Source organism: Glaciihabitans sp. GrIS 2.15 (assembly GCF_035984695.1).
GTDB lineage: Bacteria > Actinomycetota > Actinomycetes > Actinomycetales > Microbacteriaceae > Lacisediminihabitans.
This window is the reverse complement of record NZ_JAXCHU010000005.1, coordinates 203,163-220,917: the sequence shown is the minus strand read 5'-3', so window position 1 is coordinate 220,917 and position 17,755 is coordinate 203,163. Positions and strand designations below refer to the sequence as shown.

At 62.7% G+C, this 17,755-nt stretch carries 14 protein-coding genes and 1 tRNA gene; 9 read left to right on the top strand and 6 right to left on the bottom strand.

The annotated features are described in order from the left end of the window. The first annotated feature begins 352 nt into the window (after window positions 1-352). From RCH11_RS09400 to RCH11_RS09390, 3 genes are read left to right on the top strand one after another with little or no spacing between them, the layout of a single operon-like run. Window positions 353-799 (top strand): MaoC family dehydratase N-terminal domain-containing protein, encoded by a 447-nt coding sequence (locus RCH11_RS09400; protein ID WP_327056731.1) that lies wholly within the window; start codon window positions 353-355, stop codon window positions 797-799. Further along, complete coding sequence (locus RCH11_RS09395) at window positions 796-1,215, top strand: MaoC/PaaZ C-terminal domain-containing protein (protein ID WP_327056730.1); 420 nt, start codon at window positions 796-798, stop codon at window positions 1,213-1,215. The genes RCH11_RS09400 and RCH11_RS09395 overlap by 4 nt, the downstream gene beginning before the upstream one ends. A gap of 3 nt (window positions 1,216-1,218) precedes the next feature. Continuing rightward, window positions 1,219-2,328 carry a UDP-N-acetylmuramate dehydrogenase gene (locus RCH11_RS09390; RefSeq protein ID WP_327056729.1) on the top strand — a complete coding sequence of 370 codons (1,110 nt, stop codon included), beginning with the start codon at window positions 1,219-1,221 and terminating at the stop codon, window positions 2,326-2,328. Window positions 2,329-2,343: 15 nt separating this feature from the next. Here the strand turns inward: RCH11_RS09390 and RCH11_RS09385 are convergent, their stop codons facing one another. From RCH11_RS09385 to RCH11_RS09365, 5 genes are all read right to left on the bottom strand, one after another. Beyond that, a complete protein-coding gene (locus tag RCH11_RS09385) occupies window positions 2,344-3,072 on the bottom strand; it encodes a M23 family metallopeptidase (protein WP_327056728.1) in 729 nt (242 codons plus the stop codon). A gap of 266 nt (window positions 3,073-3,338) precedes the next feature. Further along, the gene (locus RCH11_RS09380; RefSeq protein ID WP_327056727.1) at window positions 3,339-4,793 is read right to left on the bottom strand and encodes a phytoene desaturase family protein; all 1,455 of its coding nucleotides are present in this window, start codon (window positions 4,791-4,793) and stop codon (window positions 3,339-3,341) included. Continuing rightward, window positions 4,793-5,632, bottom strand: a complete 840-nt coding sequence (locus RCH11_RS09375) for a UbiA family prenyltransferase (protein ID WP_327056726.1) — start codon at window positions 5,630-5,632, stop codon at window positions 4,793-4,795. The genes RCH11_RS09380 and RCH11_RS09375 overlap by 1 nt, the downstream gene beginning before the upstream one ends. 68 nt (window positions 5,633-5,700) lie before the next feature. Beyond that, entirely contained in the window at window positions 5,701-6,543 is an 843-nt protein-coding gene (locus tag RCH11_RS09370) for an ABC transporter permease (protein ID WP_327056725.1), read from the bottom strand. Further along, window positions 6,540-7,427 carry an ABC transporter ATP-binding protein gene (locus RCH11_RS09365; RefSeq protein ID WP_327056724.1) on the bottom strand — a complete coding sequence of 296 codons (888 nt, stop codon included), beginning with the start codon at window positions 7,425-7,427 and terminating at the stop codon, window positions 6,540-6,542. The genes RCH11_RS09370 and RCH11_RS09365 overlap by 4 nt, the downstream gene beginning before the upstream one ends. Before the next feature lie 183 nt (window positions 7,428-7,610). Here RCH11_RS09365 and RCH11_RS09360 point away from each other — a divergent pair. The 4 genes from RCH11_RS09360 (at window position 7,611) to RCH11_RS09345 (ending at window position 11,049) form a co-directional block, all read left to right on the top strand. After that, a tRNA-Trp gene (locus RCH11_RS09360) sits at window positions 7,611-7,683 on the top strand. A 54-nt stretch (window positions 7,684-7,737) separates the two neighbouring features. Beyond that, a complete protein-coding gene (gene secE / locus RCH11_RS09355; protein WP_327056723.1) occupies window positions 7,738-8,004 on the top strand; it encodes a preprotein translocase subunit SecE in 267 nt (88 codons plus the stop codon). A 101-nt stretch (window positions 8,005-8,105) separates the two neighbouring features. Continuing rightward, entirely contained in the window at window positions 8,106-9,170 is a 1,065-nt protein-coding gene (gene nusG, locus RCH11_RS09350) for a transcription termination/antitermination protein NusG (protein ID WP_327056722.1), read from the top strand. Window positions 9,171-9,372: 202 nt separating this feature from the next. After that, window positions 9,373-11,049: an FAD-binding dehydrogenase gene (locus RCH11_RS09345; RefSeq protein WP_327056721.1), complete on the top strand. Its 1,677-nt coding sequence runs from the start codon at window positions 9,373-9,375 to the stop codon at window positions 11,047-11,049. 248 nt (window positions 11,050-11,297) lie between these two features. Here RCH11_RS09345 and RCH11_RS09340 read toward each other — a convergent pair whose 3' ends face one another. After that, a complete protein-coding gene (locus RCH11_RS09340; protein WP_327056720.1) occupies window positions 11,298-11,573 on the bottom strand; it encodes a helix-turn-helix domain-containing protein in 276 nt (91 codons plus the stop codon). 175 nt (window positions 11,574-11,748) lie between these two features. Between RCH11_RS09340 and RCH11_RS09335 the strand changes: the two genes are divergently transcribed. Together RCH11_RS09335 and RCH11_RS09330 are read left to right on the top strand one after the other, a co-directional pair. Next, the gene (locus RCH11_RS09335) at window positions 11,749-14,853 is read left to right on the top strand and encodes a BPTD_3080 family restriction endonuclease (RefSeq protein WP_442789025.1); all 3,105 of its coding nucleotides are present in this window, start codon (window positions 11,749-11,751) and stop codon (window positions 14,851-14,853) included. Next, a complete protein-coding gene (locus tag RCH11_RS09330) occupies window positions 14,853-17,516 on the top strand; it encodes a site-specific DNA-methyltransferase (protein ID WP_327056718.1) in 2,664 nt (887 codons plus the stop codon). Before RCH11_RS09335 ends, RCH11_RS09330 begins: the two co-directional genes overlap by 1 nt. Window positions 17,517-17,755 lie beyond the last annotated feature (239 nt).

The window sequence follows — 17,755 nt, the reverse complement described above, 5'->3', positions numbered from 1 at the left end:
ACGATGAAAATTATCACGACACGCCGAAAACACTAGATGTAGTGGAATGACAGGAGTGTCATTCCGGTTATATAGTGGGAACCCACGACGGCACCAAGTACGAACAAGCGGTGACGGAGTATCAAACTTTTATATTTTTCGCCACGAGCCCCCAGGAGGATCCCATGGACAACGACAACAGTTTCATTGGTGGATATGCAGTGCCGGTCGACCCGATGGACGACCTGCAGTGCGACAGCTGCCAGTAAGCCAATAGCTCTACCGGGAGCCCCGGTCACCAGTGATGGTGATCGGGGCTTTCTTCATCCCCACTCTCTCGTGATTAGGCTTTCGCTGTGCCAGAGGAAACTACATGACCGTGAACCCCCAGCTCGTTGGGCGCGTCTTTCCGCCGACCGAGCCCTACCTCGTCGGACGAGAGAAGATCCGCGAATTCGCTCGCGCCGTGTTCGCCACGAGTCCTCTTTCACTGGATGTCGCCGCTGCGCGGGCCGCCGGCTACAGCGACCTGGTGGCATCGCCCACCTTCGCGGTGGTCGTGCAGGAGATCACACTGCGCCAGCTGCTCTCCGAACCGGATTCCGGCATCGACTTCTCTCGTGTCGTTCACGGTGACCAGCGGTTCACCTTCACCCGCCCGATCGTCGCGGGCGACGAGCTCACCGCCACGCTGACAGTCGCGAGTATTAAGTCACTCGGCGGGCATTCAATGGTCACCGCGGAGTCTTCGATCGTCGGAGCCGACGGGGGCCACGTCGTTACTGCCACCTCCACCCTCGTGGTGCGGGGTGACGAATGACCGACATCTCGGCGGCATCCCTCGAGATCGGGCAGGTCGTCGCCGAAGCGGAATTCACACTGAGCCGTGACTCGCTCGTGCGCTACGCCGGGGCATCCGGAGACTTCAATGCCATCCACTACCGCGACGACGCCGCCCAGTCGGTCGGGCTTCCGGGCGTGCTCGCCCACGGCATGCTCACCATGGGACTCGCCGTTCAGCCGGTCCTCGATTGGGTCGGCGACCCGGGCAGGGTACTGGACTACCAGGTGCGTTTCACCCGTCCGGTACCGGTGGATACCGCAGACGGCGCCCGCGTCATCATCGTGGCGAAGGTCGGCGCCCTCGACGTCGATACCGCGAGGATCGACCTCACCGTGACAGTCGACGGTGCGACCGTTCTCGGAAAGGCGCAGGTACGCGTGAGTGTGGCCTGACCGATGGACCTGCGAGAACTCACCACCCTAAGAATCGGCGGCGCCGCAGCGGAGTTTGTGGCTCCCGAGACGCGCCAGCAACTCATCGACACGGCGCGGGTCGTCTGGGCAACTGGCGACGATTGGTTAGCGCTCGGCGGCGGCTCAAACCTGGTCGTGGCGGACGCCGGGGTGCCCGGCACGGTCATCCATGTGGTCACGCAGGGAATTGAACGGCTGCCCGGTGACGGTGTCGTGTTGCGTGTGCAAGCGGGTGAGTCCTGGGATGCTCTCGTCGCAGCCGCGGTCGAGCAGGGCTGGGCTGGCATCGAGGCGCTCTCGGGCATTCCCGGCACCTGCGGTGCGGCGCCGATTCAGAACATCGGCGCCTACGGGCAGGAACTCTCATCCAGTCTGCGTTCGATCGAGTTTCTCGACTACCTCACCGGCGACCTCGTTGTGCTGTCGGCTGCCGAGCTCGAGTTCGGCTATCGGCGCTCAGCTCTCAAGGGCGGCCGCGCGGGTATCGTCGTGTCCATCGACCTTTCCCTCTCGGAAAATTCCGATGCCTTGAGCGATCCAATCGGTTATGCGCAACTCGCGACCGCGCTTGGCGTCTCGGCTGGCGCTCGGCTGCCGCTCGCGCGGGTGCGCGCGGCAGTGCTCTCCCTTCGTGGGTCGAAAGGCATGCTCCTCGACCCTACCGATCCGGACTCGGTGAGCGCAGGATCCTTCTTCACCAATCCGATCGTGAGCGCCGATTTCGCGCGCTCACTTCCTGTGGAGGTGCCACGCTGGCCGGTTGAGACTGGTGCAGTGGGCGAAGTGGCTTCCACGATCACGCCTCTTGAGGCCTACGATCCCAGTCACCTCGATCCCGCCCCCGTTGCGGAGTCGCGCCGGGTCAAGTTAAGCGCTGCCTGGCTCATCGAGCACTCCGGGGTGGCGAGAGGATTTCGACTTCCGGGGTCGCGCGCCGCAGTCTCGAGCAAGCACAGCCTCGCGATCGTCAATACGGGGGATGCCACCGCGGCGCAGGTCGCCGAGTTGGCCCGCTATCTGCAGACCCGCGTGCTCGGTGCCTACGGCGTCGTGTTGCAGCCCGAGCCGGTTCTTGTCGGCGTGCACATCTGATTTGGCAGCCGGCCCTCAGTTGGCGTTGGCAATGAGCCAGGCGTAAGGGTCGACAAACACGCCGCCCAGAGAGATTCCGAGGTGCAGGTGCGCACCTGTCGAGGCGCCCGTGCTCCCCACCAGGCCAAGGGTCTGCCCGACGGTGACGGTATCGCCGACGGCCACGGTGGGGGATCCGGCGATCATGTGTGCGTAGAGGCTTTCCACCTTTTGTCCGTTGATCACGTGTTCGATGACCACGCGAGTTCCGTAGGCGGCGTATCCGCCACTGTCCTGCCCGACGATGGTCACGACTCCCGGTGCAATTGCCCCAATCGGGGCTCCGGCGCCCGGCAGAAAGTCGAGTCCGTCATGGAACGACGAACAGCCTCCGCAGGGGGCGTCGCGCGCCCCGAAACCGCTGGCGATGGGAACGTAGCGTGTGAACGGCCATTGGACGGTGCCGTTGGGATTGGGCGTGTAGAGAAAGCTTCCTCGCGGCGTAAAACTCGCCAACTTCGCCTGCCGCACCGGTGGGGGGGGAGGAGGAAGAGTGACGGTGTATCCATCCCGGCCTGCGATCGTGGAAACCGCAAGTGTCGCCTCGGTGCCGGCAGCAAAGGATTGGGCGGGGGCTGATTCGGGCAACGCAGAGCTGTACCGCGCGAGAGCGGATGCCGAGTCGGCACGGTAAAGAGCCGCGGCGGGCAGCGAGGTCGAAACGATCAGCGCAGCCACACCGAAGAGGGCACCGATGGCGGTCACCTTCGAGGTTGCCCGTGTCCGGCGGGCTTCCCTTTGCTCTTGCCGTTTCACCTGGTCAGTCCTTTGCCGTGAATCATCGATGCTTCCGCAGTCGAGAAACTCGGGATTTTTCGGGTATCGCCAGCCTGCAGCGACGAAGTGTTTTATAACGGATCGGTAAAGGCTAGCAAGAGTCGGCCCATTCGGCCAGCTGAGGTGGCGGGGCGCAACACGATCCCGCGGTCCGCGGTCCGCAGAGCGAGAGTGATACACCGCAGGAGGCGGCGTCAGCCGTGCAGGCTCCGAAGCAGCTTGGCGCTGGAGGTCATTGCGCCGCCGAGCACCGCCGGGATTCCGCCTCCGGGGTGCACTGATGCCCCGACGCGCCAGAGCCACCGGCGTCGAGGGTCCCGGTAGGCGGGTGCGTGCAACGGACCGCTCTGCCAGAGTGGGCGGGTCGCGCCGTAGAGCGCTCCGCCTGTGGCGCCCCATCCCGCGAAGTACTCAGGATCGAGAATCTTGTACTCGCCGATCATCTGGGTGATGGGCCGATCGAGTCCGATTACTTCACTGATGCGCCCAATCTCCCGTTGCACGAAGCTGTCGTCGAGGCCGTACCGGTGTCCGTCGGCGGGCGAGGTGAGAAGCAGTGCGACGGTGCCTTTTTCGTTGGGGTAGATCTCACCCGGACGGTAGTAGTTCACGAAGGCCATCGTCTGCTCGGGCGCGAGCCCCGCCGCGAGGCTGCGGTGCAGGGCGGTCGGGTCATCCGGCATCACTACGGAGTGCGTCGCCGTGGCTTCGGGCAGAAGTTTCTCGAGCACGCCGTAGATGGCGACGCCCGAGCAGGTGAGCCCTCGCGCCCGGGACGGCCCGCCGCCCAGGAGGCCGGCGAGCACCCCCGGGTCGAGGGCGCTCACCACGAGGTCGGCCCGGTACTCGGCCGCGACCGTGCGCACCCGCGACCGCTCCACCGACACGACGCTCTCGCCGGTGTTCACCCGCGCACCGGCTTGAAGGGCGAGCCGGTGGAGGGCGAGCGGCAGCTCGTAAACCCCACCCTCGGGAACCCAGACACCGTCCCTGGCCATCACCGCGGGAATGCTCGCGTAGAGCGAGAGGCTCCGGGTGGGTGGCACCCCCGCGTTCAGTGTGTGGATGGCGATCACCTCGCGCAATCCCTCGGGCATCCAGGTCAGGGCATCGAGGAAGCGCTTGGTCGTGAGTCGGGTGCCGTACAGGCGTGCGAGGGCGCCCACCGCGGGAAGCGCCTTCGGATCGATCGGATCGGAGGTGAGCAGCGAGGTAATCTGTGGTCCGAGGCCGCCGTGCTCCCGATCGAAGCGATCCCACGCCGCCCGCCAAGGGTGCCCCTCCTCGACCGGCAGTGTGACGGTCTGCCCGCGGTAGAAGTAACACCCCACCTCGGGTAGACGCCGCAGATGCAGCTGGCCTGCCGACGAGTCTCCCCTGGCATCAACCGCTTTGCTCGAAGCATCGCCGGCGCCAAGCGCGTCGTAGCGGCGCATCAGTTCATCCCACACCGCAGGGAACGTTACGAGGGAGGGGCCGGTGTCGATGCGCTGGCCGCCGACCTCGAGCCGCCGGCTCTTGCCGCCGACCCAGTCGTTACCTTCGAGCACCGTAACGTCGTGCCCCGCCCTGGCCAGCAGCGCGGCAGCCGCGAGCCCGCCGATGCCGGCCCCGAGTACGACGATCCGACGCGGTGATGGTGTGTTCATTAGGAGCCTCCGAGCAGCAGCGCAGCCACAATCTGCACGCCGGCAACCGAACCGGCGGCGTACGGGAACGCGATCGAATATCGGTAAAGACGGCGGGCCCCATCGGGGGTCGGATCCCGGCGCAGGCGAAGCAGCAGCCAGCCGGCGATCAGGGCGTTCGCCACGGCGACCGGGATGTTGACGAAGGCAAAGCAGATCGTTGACGCCGACCACCAGACGGTGCACCACAGCAGGGCCAAACGTGGACCGAGACGCACTGCTGTAGTGATGATTCCGGCTTCCCGGTCCACGTCGATGTCCTGCACCGCGTCGAAGGTGTGCTTGGCCACGCTCCAGGCCATCAGTCCGATCGCCGCAGCCCAGACCGGGGCCACCCCGAAGGCGAGAGGCACGAACACAAGGGGAAACGCGTAGGCCGCGTTGCTCAGAGCGTCTAGATAGGACCTCGCCTTGAAGCGCAGTGGCGGCGCCGAGTACTGCACGAAGATGACGATGTAGGCGAGGATCCAGGCAAGCGCATCCAGCGGCAGCGTGAAGAGGAAGTAGGCGACGAATGGCAGATTGGTCAGCACGACAGCGGCAAGAATGCGCCGGGACTCGGTTGAGACGATCCGGGCTCCCTCGAGCCCGCCCTTGCGCGAGTTCAAAGCGTCGGTTTCCTGGTCGAAGATGTCATTGATGCCGTAGATCAGAAGGTTGAACGGCAGCGTCGCCCACAACAGCAGGGCAACGGCTTCCCACTCCCATAGGGCGCCAGCGAGCCACAGGGCGATTGCCGTCGTGCCGGTGGTATTGACCCACAGCACTGGTCGCGAAATCAGAACCAGTCTCAGGAGCACCTCGCCAGAATAGTGGTCCCGGATGACCGCCCTGCCAGTGTTGCCAAGGGCTGCGCGGTATCTGGCGCTCAGGAGTCCTTCCGGATCCAACGGAAGGTCAGGCAGCAGGCTACGAGTCCCACGACCAGCCAGATCGCTGTCACGATGGCCACGCCGCCGAGGTTCCAGGCGCCGCCCATCTCGAGGGTCTTGAACGAGTCGGGGAGGAACACGGAGCGCATTCCCTGGGCTAGCCACTTGAGGGGGAAGATGCTCGCGAAGTTCTGGAGCCACTCGGGCAGTTGAGAGAAGTTGATATATACGCCCGAGATGAACTGCAGGATCAGCGTGATCGGAATGATCACGGCCGTCGCGGTCTTGCCCGAGCGTGGAAGGGCGCTCAGCGCTATCCCCAGCACAGCGCAGGTTGAGACACCGAGGAGGAACACCCAGGCGAAGGTGAGCCACTTGACGGGTTCGGTCGGCAGCAATACCCCGAACGCGAGGGCCGCAACAATAATCAGAAGAGCCGACTGCAGGATGCCGGTCACGATCACCTGCCCGATTTTGCCGATGAAGTAGCTCAGCACCGGAAGCGGCGATCCACCGAGTCGCTTCAGGGTGCCGTCGCTCTTTTCCGTCGCGATGTCAATCGACATGTTCTGCAGGCCGCTGAGGAGCAACCCTACGGCGAGCATGGCGGGGAGGTAGAAATCCGCCGCAGCCACCTTCGCTCCGTCCGCGGTCGTGCCGAAACTGCCCTTGCTGAATGCCACCGAGAAGATCGTGAGCAGGATCAGCGGGAACAAGAAGGTGAAGAACACCGAGTCACCCTGACGGAAGTAGGTCTTGATTTCATAGGCGATGCGGCTGGCCCCGAGCGTGAGGGTGCGGCCGAGGCCAAATTTCTGTGTCGTGATGGCGGCGGTCACAGTGAGCGCTCCAGCTCTTCCATGGACTTCTGCCGCACGGTGTGAGCGGCGACGAGCTCGAGGTAGACGTCTTCGAGGCTTGGGCGGCGCACCTCGAGCGCGGTGGGTTCGCTGCCGGTAATGGCCAGGAGACGTGCGACGACGGAGGCCGGTTCGGTGGTTCGCTCCTCGTGGACACCGTTCTGGTCGGTCCAGCGCACTACCGGGATACGGGCATCCGCTCCACCGATCTCATCAATCGTGCCGATGTCGATGAGCTTCCCGCCGGCGATCACACCGGCACGATCACTCAGTTGGGCGGCCTCATCGAGATAATGCGTGGTGAGCAGGATCGTCGTTCCCTCGGCTTTGAGGCCGCGGATGAGCTCCCAGAAATCGCGACGAGCCTCCGGATCGAACCCGGTGGTCGGCTCGTCGAGGAAGAGCAGCTCCGGCCGACCGATCACGCCGAGCGCGACATCCACTCGCCTCTGTTGTCCGCCGGAGAGCGACCTGATTCGGACCCGTGCCTTCTCGGTGAGGCCGACTGCAGCAATGACCTCATCGACGTCTCGCGGATTCGGATAGAAACCGGCGAAGTGGGCGAGTTGTTCACGCACCGTCACGTTGCCGCTCTCACCGCTGGACTGGAGCACGATACCGAGGCGCGCCTTCCAGGCGATTCCGCCGCGCTGCGGGTCGACGCCAAGCACGCTCGCCTCACCGCTGGTGCGGTCGCGATATCCCTCGAGAATCTCAATGGTCGAGGACTTTCCGGCACCGTTGGGGCCGAGCAGGGCGAATGTCTCACCCGCGTGAATGTCGAAGCTCACGCCATCGACGGCCGCGAAGTCGCCGTAGTGCTTGCGCAGGTCTCGCACGCTCACGTGGGGAGAAGTTGTCATACTCAATAGTGACGTGTGCCGCTGTGCGCGCCGTGCGGTCGCTGGGCGGCCCGGCAGCTTTGCACCCGGCGGAACCGTCGCCTACACTGGAGCGTGGTAGTTGAAATCTGCCATCATTTCGTATGCCCATTTCGGGCGAAGCCCTCGACGTAAAGCGTGCGGATGATGACAATTCGACTGCGAAGGGCGGTGGCTCAATTGGTAGAGCAGCGGTCTCCAAAACCGCAGGTTGCAGGTTCAAGTCCTGTCCGCCCTGCAGCTCGATTCGTGCACCTGTGCGGGTCAGCCATTTCCGGAAGGTAGTGACCAAGTGGCGAGAAATGTCATCGACGAACCGAGTGAAGACGTCGTCGCGAACGCCAATCAGGACCGTGGTGCAAGCCGTGGCCCATTCGGCAGACTCGTCCTGTTCCTCCGGCAGGTAATCAATGAACTGAAGAAGGTCGTCACCCCGACCCGCAAGGAACTGTTCAGCTATACCGGTGTCGTGTTGGTCTTTGTGGTCATCATGATGGCGGTGGTCTACGGGCTGGATCTGCTCTTTGCGCTCGGTGTGAATACCGTCTTCGGCAAGTAACGTTCTTCAGCATTATCGATTCGCGGGGAGCTTGAGGCTTCCGAACCGGCGGCGGCACGCGAAGTGCCGCATTCGCCCCAAGAAATGGAATGAGATTCACAGTGTCTGGAACTAAGCGCGACGACATCGACCTCGCGACCGCTGCCGAGCAGTCCTCCGAGGAGGATGAAGCGCAGGAGGGCAACGAATTGGCCGCGGATGAAGAATCCGCCGAGTCTGCCGAAAGCCGCGCGCTCCACGTTGTGAATGAGGAAGACGGCGAAGACGACACCAACACCGACACCGACAGCGATGTCGAGGCAAATCTCGATGCCGCGCTTGATGCGGTCGCGCTCGCCGCGGATCCCGAAGCGGATGCCGCAGTCGCGGATGCGCTAGAGGTCGACTCCGCCGACGAGGCCGAGGCCGCCGTCGAGGCGACCGATGACGAGGTCGGATCCGTGGAGGGCGAGACCGAAGACGTCGTGCCGTTCGACGATGCATTCGAGGCAGAGATCGTGTCAGAGCTCGCCGAGCAGGCGAGCGTGGACGAGGCCGAAGAAGAGACCGAGGTCGACCCCTACGACGAATTCCGCAGGGAGCTCAAGGCGGCCTATGGAAAGTGGTACGTCATCCACTCCTACGCCGGTTTCGAAAAGCGCGTGAAGCAGAACATCGAGAACCGCAAGGTCTCCATGGCGATGGAGGACTTCGTCTTCCAGGTCGAGGTGCCAATGGAGGATGTCGTCGAGATTAAGAACGGCCAGCGCAAACTGGTCACTCGCGTACGTATCCCCGGCTACGTGCTGGTGCGCATGGACCTCAACGAAGACAGCTGGTCGGTCGTGCGTCACACACCCGGCGTCACCGGCTTCGTCGGTAACTCGCACAACCCCACGCCGCTGCGGTTCGAAGAGGCCTTCAACATGTTGAAGAGCCTCGTGCAGATCGTCGAAGCTCCGGCCAAGGCCGGCGCCAAGGGCGGGAAGGCCGTGGGCCGTTCCATCCCCCAGGAAGTCGACTTCGAGATCGGCGAGACGATCACCATCAAGGAGGGCTCGTTCGCGGGCCTTCCGGGCTCGATCAACGAGATCAAGGCGGAGAGCGGCAAGCTCATCGTGCTGGTCTCACTGTTCGAGCGCGAGACACCGGTGGAGCTCAGCTTCGACCAGGTCACCAAGCTCTAACGGATCCCGTCCACAGGAAGCCCGCCGTATCCACGGCGGGCTTTTTTGTGCCGTGATACCGGTGCGCGGGCGTCCCGCGCCGTCCTGCGAGGATCCTGGGGCGTGTTTAGAGCAGTATGTATCTACATCGATGCGAGTCACGTTTCCTCCCCAGTGTTGCAGGGTGGCCGTTTCGCGGTGAGTGAAGAAAGTGGGAGTCAGGATGGATGCCGATGTCATCATCGTGGGCGGCGGGTTGGCTGGTCTCGTTGCTTCGAACGAACTTGTCCGGGCAGGTAAGCGGGTGGCGATCGTCGACCAGGAGAATTCCGCGAATCTCGGTGGTCAGGCCTTCTGGTCGTTCGGTGGCATATTCCTGGTGAACACCCCCATGCAGCGTCGCTACGGAGTGAAGGACTCTTTCGATCTTGCCTGGCAGGACTGGCAGGGCAGTGCCGGCTGGGATCGGCTCACCGGTGAGCTGCCAGAGGATGAGTGGGCCAGAAAATGGGGGCGGGCGTATGTGGAGTTCGCGGCCGGTGAGAAGCGGTCGTGGCTACGGGAGCAAGGCGTCAAGTTCACGCCCTTGGTCGGGTGGGCCGAGCGCGGCGACGGCAAGGCTGGCGGACACGGCAACTCGGTTCCACGTTTTCACGTGCCATGGGGAACGGGAACGGGCATCTCCGAACCCTTCGCCGACAAAGCCCGTGAAGCGGCGGAAAGCAACCTCGTCACGTTCTACTTCCGGCATCAGGTCGACGGTCTCATCATGGATGGCAATACGGTGACCGGGGTGCACGGCACACGTCTGGCGCCTGACCCCGCGAAGCGCGGCGTGACCTCGAACCGGGAAAAGGTCGGGGAGTTCCAGCTCACCGCACAGGCCGTGGTGATCGCCTCCGGCGGGATCGGCGGCAATCACGAACAGGTGCGGAAGTGGTGGCCGGAGCGCCTCGGAACACCCCCGAAGACGATGATCACCGGGGTGCCCAAGCATGTCGACGGAAGGATGCTCGATATCGCCGATGACGCCGGCGTGCGGCTCGTCAACCGCGATCGCATGTGGCACTACACCGAGGGGGTTCAGAACTGGAACCCGATCTGGCCGAGCCACGGCATCCGCATCCTCCCCGGCCCGTCCTCGATGTGGTTCGACGCGCTCGGCCGGCGCCTGCCCTCGCCGGGACTTCCCGGATACGACACCGTCGGAACCCTCACGATGCTCCGCGCGACGCCGGACATTCAGGAGTATGACCACTCCTGGTTCATCCTGACCCAGGACATCATCAAGAAGGAGTTCGCTCTCTCCGGGTCCGAGCAGAACCCCGATATTACAAACCATGACCTGAAACTGATGCTGCAAAGCCGGCTCGGTCGCAGCGCGCCGCCTCCCGTGGAGGCATTCAAGAAGCACGGCGCAGACTTCGTCGTCGCCGACAACCTCCGTGACCTCGTCGCCGGTATGAACAAGATCACCGATGTCGCAACGCTCGACTACGAAGACATCGAACGCCAGATCGTGCAGCGCGACGCAGAAATGACCAACCCGTACTCGAAGGACACCCAGGTGATGGGCATCCACAATGCGCGTCGGTATCCGGGCGACAAGCTGTTCCGTGTCGCTAAGCCGCACAAGATCCTCGACCCCGCTCATGGCCCACTGATCGCCGTGAAGCTCCACATCATCACGCGGAAAACCCTCGGCGGCATTCAAACTGATCTGAACGGGCGGGCGTTCGCGAAGGACGGGTCGCCGATTCATGGGTTGTACGCTGCCGGCGAAGCAGCCGGGTTCGGCGGCGGAGGTGTCCACGGGTACAACGCGCTCGAGGGCACGTTCCTCGGCGGCTGCATCTTCACCGGTCGCACGGTGGGCCGCTCCATCGCCCGCCAGCTCTGACCGTCGCCACCGCAAACACGGAAGGCCGTGCACCAATTGCTGATGCTTTTCCCGGAGTGTGGGCTACCTTCCTTACTCTTCACGCCCTCGGCCAAGCTCTAGCAGAGGGTGTCCCGTCCCGCCCTTCCCGCCCCGGCGTCATCCCCGATGGGTTTCGTCAACGATGTTGAGCCCTCAGCACTCCCAACGTTGACGAGAACCATCACCGTTACCCGCGCCATCTGACGGCGGTCCTCACTGTCGAAGCGTCACGCGCGCTGGCGGCGACCGTCGTGCGCTTTCGCGGCGAAGAGGTCGAGCGTCAAGCCTTCCAGGAGGGCGCCGGGATCAAGCCCGAGGGCAAACGCGATTCGTACCAGAGAGTGAACACTCGGCATCGCGCGACCGTTCTCGTATGCACGGACGTTGGACGAGTCGATTCCGCTTCCGGCGGCGAGCTCATCCTGCGTGATTGCGATCTGCCGTCGACGCTCAGCGATTCGCCGCCCGATGTGGGCAGCGGCATCGGAGGTGACTCGGGGCATCCACTAAGCCTCAAGGGGCCCGGGCGCGTGTGCCAGTGTGTAAGTCACCGGGTACTTGTACTCTCATACCTATGGGGACATTCTGTTGGGGAATTCAGCGGCTTCTGCCTTCAAGCCTCAAGCTCAGGCTGGCGCTCTTTGGAGCAACCGAGCCACGCGCCCGTGAGTTCTCGCTTTGACCGATCTAAGCGAAGGGTTGTCTAACCCGGTTCTCAATGGGCCCTACGACGAGCCGTCCCGCCACTTCGAGCTCAGCCCGAGCGGTCCAACCGGCGTGGTCATCGAGTCCCGACGCGTCAGCGAATTCTTCGTGCCAATCCCGAAGCCGAAGAAGGGTCGCAGCAAAGCAGTTGCGACCGCGCCAACCCTCGACTTCACCTCGCTCACCGATGAGCGCGTGGAGCGCAATGACAAGATCGATCAGCTCCGCGATGCGCTCCGGGACTGGCGTCGCCAGAATTACCCCGGCGTCACAGCCATCACTCGCAAGCTCCTCCTCCACTGGTCCGATGAGGCGCGCGAGGATCGCATTCTCTTTGCTCAGCGCGAGGCCGCTGAGACTGCCATCTACATTGCCGAAGTCGTCGGCCGCGATAAGTACGACCGGAGCGGACTCGCTGGAATCGATTGGCGTGAGACGCTCGCTGCGGCGAACGCCGAGCACAACGCAGGCCTGCCTCGCATAGCGCTGAAGATGGCGACCGGTGCGGGCAAGACCATTGTCATGTCGATGCTCATCGCTTGGCAGACGCTCAACAAGGTGGCGAGCCCGCAGGACAGCCGCTTCGTAAAGCGCTTCCTTATCGTCACTCCAGGAATCACGATCAAAGACCGCCTCCGCGTGCTCCAGCCGACCGAGCCACGTGACATCAACTATTACGACGTCCGGGGTGTCATCCCGCAGGACCTTCGTGCGCAACTCAACCAGGCCGAGGTGCACATCGTGAACTACCACCAGTTCTTGCCGCGCAACACGGCGGCGGGAAAGGGCATCTCCTCCAATACTCGCAAGCTCTTGCTCCAGGGTCGGTCGGACCAAGGCGCCTTTTCGGAGACGCCCCAGATGGTCGTGACCAGAGTGCTCGACAAGCTTGGCCGCGACAAAGGCGAGATCGTGGTCTTCAACGACGAATCGCATCACTGCTACCAGTCGAAGGATCTCGACGGCAAGATCGACGCCGACGAGAAGGAGGCGAATGAGGACGCGCGGGTCTGGTTCAAAGGCCTCGTCGACATCCGCAAGTTCGCCAACAAAGGTAAGGCGGGCATCAAGACGATCTACGACCTATCCGCGACGCCGTTCTATCTCTCTGGCTCAGGCTGGGGCGAGGGCACGATCTTTCCCTGGGTGGTCAGTGACTTCGGACTCATGGACGCCATAGAGTCGGGAATCGTCAAGGTGCCTCGACTGCCGGTCGATGACAACGCGCAAGGCAAGGAGGTCACCTACCTTCACCTCTACGACGCGTTGACGGATGACCCGAACCGGCCGCGTTCTGCCCGCATCGCAAGCACGGTCGAGCCTGGCTGGAAGAACATTCCTGGAGTACTGCAAGGCGCTCTAGAGAGTCTCTACGCGAGCTATGAGCACGCGTATCGAGACTGGGAGGAGCGACTCAAGCCGCTAGATGAGCCGCCTCCGGTGATGATCGTGGTCACGCCGAATACATTCGTGAGCAAGCTCATCTACGACTGGATCGCCGGCTACGAAATCGAGCGTGATGGTGAGAAGCGACTCGTGGATGGGCACTTGCCGCTTTTCAGCAACGTCGAGCGCGATGTTGCGATCGCAGTACCGCGCACGATCATCGTCGACTCGAGGCAACTTGAGTCGGGCGAGAGCATGAAAGATGACTTCAAACGGGCGGCCGCGGATGAGATCGAAGCTTTCAAACAGGCCTACCGCAAGTCGAATCCTGGGGCCGATGTCGAGAAACTCGATGACGCCGACCTCCTCCGCGAGGTGATGAACACCGTTGGCAAAAAGGGACGCCTCGGTGCCGAGGTTCGCTGTGTCGTTTCGGTTGCGATGCTCACCGAGGGCTGGGATGCGAACACTGTGACCCACATCCTCGGCGTTCGAGCCTTTGGCTCGCAGTTGCTTTGCGAGCAAGTTGTTGGTCGTGGCCTTCGCCGGCGCAGTTACGCAATCGATCCGGAGACGGGCCACTTTCCTGCCGAGTACGCGAATGTCTACGGAATCCCCTTCTCGTTCATTCCAAGCGACAAGCCGATTGACCCGCCAAAGACGCCCGAGCCGGCAGTCCGAGTGAAGGCGTTGGACGACCGCTCCCATTTGCGAATCGAATTCCCGATTGTGACCGGCTACCGGATGGAGTGGCCGGAATCGCCGATCGACTTCCAGCTCGAGCATGCGAAGGCTTTCACGATCAACGGCGAGGCTGTGCCGAGTCGTGTTGATATCGAGGGCATTGTCGGGCAGGCCGAGACCGTCGCGGCAATCCGGAATGCGCGTCCGCGCTCGATCTCCTTCGAGATCGCGAAACGGATTATGGATCATGAGGTAAACGTTGACGGAAACTGGCGACCCTGGATCTTCCCGCAACTCGTCACCGCGATCGAGACCTGGATCAAGCACCGGGTCCACATCGAGCCCGGATTCACCCTCGGACATTTGCTAATTGCCGAACTGCAGCAGACTGCCGCCGAAATGGTCTGGAACGCGATCCACCAGATCCGCGGTGACGAGTCCGGCAAGCCTCTCGTTCGCCCGATCCTGAACCTCGGCTACCCGGTCGGTCGCACGGACGACGTCTTTTTCGACACTCGGAAGAAGGTCTTCGAAACGACCCATTCGCATGTGTCACACGTGACCCTCGACGGCAAGGACGGGAATGAGTGGGAGAAACGAGTCGCGAAGGTCAGCGAACAACTCGCCGCCGAACACGTGATCACGAGCTACGTCAAGAACGATCATCTCGGCCTTACGATTCCCTACGTCCACAAGGGCAAGCGCCACGAGTACTGGCCCGACTTTGTGTTGAAGTTCGACGCCGATCGTTACCTCATCGTCGAGGTCTCCGGCTCGCAGAAGTCGCCAGGGCCTACGAGGGAGAAGGCACGCACAGCCCGCGACTCGTGGTGCGCAAGCGTGAACAATCACGGCGCGTTCGGCATCTGGGGATACCTCGAGCTAGGCCAGGCCGGTGTGCAGAATGCCGACTACGAGCTCCGCGAAGCAATCATGCAGCACCGAGCGGGGGCGCCGATCATCGGTGACCCCGACCTCCTGTCCCACTTCATTACCGAGGGAATCTAATGGCCCGCACTGCAAAGCCGAAGGGTCGGACGGAAGTCACGGCATACGACCACGAAGAGACACGTCGGAACATTCCCACCGCAGACGCAGCGGCAGCTTTCTACGACGAGGCGAAGGATGCCATGCCGCCGCTGCGATACCAGCGGAACGCTGACCTCGACCCGCAGCTCGTCTGGAAGGGCAAAGATGCGCAGGATGACGAGGACCTCGTCGTCGATGCACCGCCGATCTATATCCAGGAGAAGATCGTCCCTCAGGCCCTTATCGAGAACCTCCGGAAGTCGTCAGCTGAAAGAGCGAAGCGAGACGAAACAAGCCAACCGGACCTCTTCGATCTCTTCGAAGACTTTGACGAACTTGATGACCTCAGCCAAGTCGAGTTTTACCAGCACGACGAATCTTGGAAGAACCGGATGATCCTCGGCGACTCTCTCCAGGTGATGGGCTCTCTTGCCGAGCGGGAGGCTCTCCGGGCCAAGGTGCAGATGATCTACATCGACCCGCCTTACGGCATCAAGTTCGGCTCGAACTGGCAGGCTCGGACAGGTTCCAAGAACGTCAAGGACGGAAGACTAGAGGACGCCGCCCGCGAAGCTGAGCAGATCAAGGCCTTTCGGGACACCTGGGAACTCGGCATCCACTCGTATCTGAGCTACCTTCGTGACCGTCTCGTCGTCGCTCGAGATCTGCTTACCGATTCCGGCAGCGTCTTCGTCCAGATCGGCGCAGGGAACGTCCATCGAGTGCGCGCGCTCCTGGACGAAGTCATGAACAGTGAGAATTTTGTCAGCCAGATTTCAGTTCGCAAGACCGCGACACCAAGCGCAACACTCGATGACGCGTTTTTCTACCTCATTTGGTATGCCAAGGATGTCAGTCAGATGAAATACCGTCAGCTTTGGCGGGAGCGCGATCAAAATGACTGGTTCCATGACACGCCTGGCGGTTCTTGGGGAATCGAACTTGATGGCGAGCGCCGCCAGACGATACCGGCTGAAAAGTCCGACCCGAAGCGACTCCCCTCCGGAGCGCGCATTTACGCCCTCTCAAAGCTCAACTCGGCCGGGTCGAGTAACTCTCCGCAAAGTTTCGCCTGGAGGGACAAGAGCTACCACCCGGGGACAAACAACCACTGGAAGACGTCACTTGCCGGTCTCGCAAAACTTGAGTGGGCGAATCGCCTTGAGGCGCGAGGCGGACCGCCTTGGTTTGTGCGTTTTCACGACGATAACCCCCAAGTACCCCTCACCAATCTTTTCGAGGACACGGCTGGTAAGTCGGGTGAGTCCATTTACGTCGTTCAGACCCAACCTGATGTGATCCAGCGGTGCATGCTCATGACGACTGACCCCGGAGACCTTATCCTCGACCCGACCTGCGGGTCCGGCACCACGGCGTTCGTTGCTGAGCAATGGGGGCGCCGCTGGATCACGATCGACACCTCGCGGGTTGCGCTGGCACTCGCGCGGCAGCGGATCATGGGGGCGAAGTATCCGTACTACATGCTCGCCGACAGCGACGAAGGGCGAAAGGCAGAAAAGCTTCCGCCCGCGACGACGACCGGGGACCTAAGCCATGGATTCGTCTACAAGAAGGTCCAGCACATCACGCTGAAGTCGATAGCGAACAACCCCGACATCAAGGACGGGATGACAGGTGAGGAGATCGACGCTGCAATCAAGCGGCACGCCGAATTCGAGCTGCTCTACGACCAGGCCGCCGAGGACAAGTCGAAGGTGCGCGTCGCTGGCGCGTTCACAGTCGAGTCGCTTTCGCCGCATCGAAGCGTGTCGTTCGACGAGGCGGACGACCTGCGGCCGGGCGCAATGGACACGGACACACCGTCCTTCGAGCAGTCGATTCTCGCGAACCTTCGCACCGCCGGCATCCAGAACGGCCGCAAGAGCGAGCGCGTCGTGTTCGAGACGATCGATGCCCACCCCGGTGTCTATGTCCAGGCGATCGGCACTCAGAAACCAGACGATGAGCGAGCGCAGCCGGATGAAGTGGTCGAGCAAGTCGCGATCGCGATCGGACCTCAATATGGGACGGTGTCGGCCGCCTTCATCAAGCAGGCCGCTCGCGAGGCGGTCGAGGCCGGCGCGCCGCTCGTCGCGGTTCTCGGCTTCGCTTTCGACCCGCAGCTCGGTGTCGAAACCGACGAGGAGGGCTTCGCGGTCGTCGCGGGAGTGCGCGACCTTGGTCGTGTCAAAGTGCTCGTCGTCCGAATGAACGTCGACCTCCTCATGGGAGAGGAATTGAAGAAGACCGGAGCAGGGAACTTGTTCACGGTTTTCGGTGAGCCCGACCTAGCGTTGCGGGCGGTCGGCGACCAGTGGGAGGTCGAGATCAGGGGCGTCGACGTTTACGACCCGACGTCCGGCGAAGTCCGCTCGAACTCAACGAAGGAGATCGCGCTCTGGATGGTCGACACCGACTACGATGGCGAGTCTTTCTTCGTGCGCCGCGCTTACTTCCTCGGAGACAACGACCCGTTCAAGTCGCTGAAGACCGCTCTAAAGGCCGACATTGACGAGGAAGCATGGTCGACGCTAAATCGCTCGACCTCGGTTCCGTTCAGTACGCCGTCCACTGGCCGAATCGCAGTGAAGGTTATCAACGACTACGGCGACGAGGTCATGAAAGTCCTTGAGGTCGGGTAAGTGCTCGTCCCCGAACGTACTGTCGACTCGTTGCTCGCCTACGAGTTGCTTCGTGCGTTCCCGAGGGCGATCCTCTGGTCCCCAACGAATACGGCGGGGAGTTTGGACCACGAACTGGATGCGGGTGGGCCCAGGGCAATCCTGTTCGAATGCAAAGGTATCGAAGATCGTTGGCGTATCCCGATCCGGGCGCAGCAACTCGACGACTACGTCACAGGCGGCCTGGGACAACTGCTCTA